A 1,201-nucleotide genomic window follows, 5' to 3' on the forward strand; every position below is an offset into this window, starting at 1 on the left:
ACAGGCTGTAAAGCGTGCACGCCAGATCGCACTGCTTCCATACGTAACTGACTTGATGAAATAATTTAAAGGAGGATTACAGAATGGAAATTATACTCAAAGAAGATATTATCGGCTTGGGATTCAAGAACGATATCGTGAATGTAAAGTCTGGTTACGGACGTAACTTCCTTATCCCAACAGGAAAGGCTGTCATCGCTTCTCCTGCAGCAAAGAAGGTTCTCGCTGAGAATCTTAAACAGCAGGCTCGCAAGCTCGAGGCTATCAAGGCTGAGGCTCAGAAGAAGGGTGAGGCTATCAAGGATGTTGAGATTGTTGTTGAGATGAAGGTCAGCGCCAATGGTGTGACTTACGGATCTGTTAATGCAGCTACAGTTGCTGAGGAGCTCAAGAAGAAGGGCTTCGATGTAGACCGTAAGATCATCACAATGCGCGACGCTAAGAAACTTGGCGACTACGTTGCTACAGTACACTTCCACAAGGATGTGCTCGTTGAAATCCCTGTAAAGGTGATTGCTGAGAACCAGCCTGTAGAAGCACCTGTAGAGGAAACTCCAGCAGTAGAAGAGACTCCAGCAGCTCCAGTTGCAGAGGAGGCTCCAGCAGCAGAGTAATCTGTCAAGACAATTTGCTTATAAGCAATTTTATTATATTCCCGATGATGTGGCAACATATTCATCGGGATTTTTTTTGCTTCATATCAAGATATATGAATTTCCCCAAAAAATGAAAATAAACTATCAGGTCATATGGCTTTTTGTTATAACATGCTGATATGCCGATAGACTGCTGTCTGATGGTAGCTGTCAAATGCAGGATGGTTCATCGCCATGCTTATACTTCGTTTTCATCCTCTTATATATGTCGGTATATGTCAGACATGATAGTACTTTTGTATATAGGAACAGTGTGATAGGGGAGAAGTCTGGAATAGTGCCCAACATGGGCAAGGGGCGTGCCCATCATGGGCAATGGTGTTTTTTTAATAATCCAATGTCAATACTTATGGCGAGCAGCATATAGTATGCTACATTTTTGGCATTATTATGTGTAAATTTTTCTTCGTTATGTTTGAAGGAAATATGAAATATTACATTTAACAACCCGTTGGCGGAATTAGATTAGTGCATACTTAATCCTAATGACAGTTTGTGTTAAAATGGGCACGCTGCTTGCCCAAGTGGGGTAACGTGCTTGCCCA

The 1,201-nt window shown here is 42.3% G+C and carries 1 protein-coding gene and 1 pseudogene; both read left to right on the forward strand.

What is annotated here, in order from left to right; all coding sequences use genetic code 11:
• Positions 1-64, forward strand: a pseudogene (locus QVO99_RS01920) (30S ribosomal protein S18); the annotation flags it as partial.
• A gap of 19 nt (positions 65-83) precedes the next feature.
• On the forward strand, positions 84-614 hold the full coding sequence (gene rplI, locus QVO99_RS01925) for a 50S ribosomal protein L9 (RefSeq protein WP_022315904.1): 531 nt from the start codon (positions 84-86) through the stop codon (positions 612-614).
• The last annotated feature ends 587 nt before the right edge of the window (positions 615-1,201 follow it).

It is taken from the genome of Prevotella sp. CAG:592 (genome assembly GCF_000436015.1).
GTDB lineage: Bacteria > Bacteroidota > Bacteroidia > Bacteroidales > Bacteroidaceae > Prevotella > Prevotella pectinovora.

Coding starts and splice junctions, on each gene's coding strand:
- rplI (WP_022315904.1), top strand. CDS start 84: ATGGAAATTATACTCAAAGAAGATATTATCGGCTTGGGATTCAAGAAC.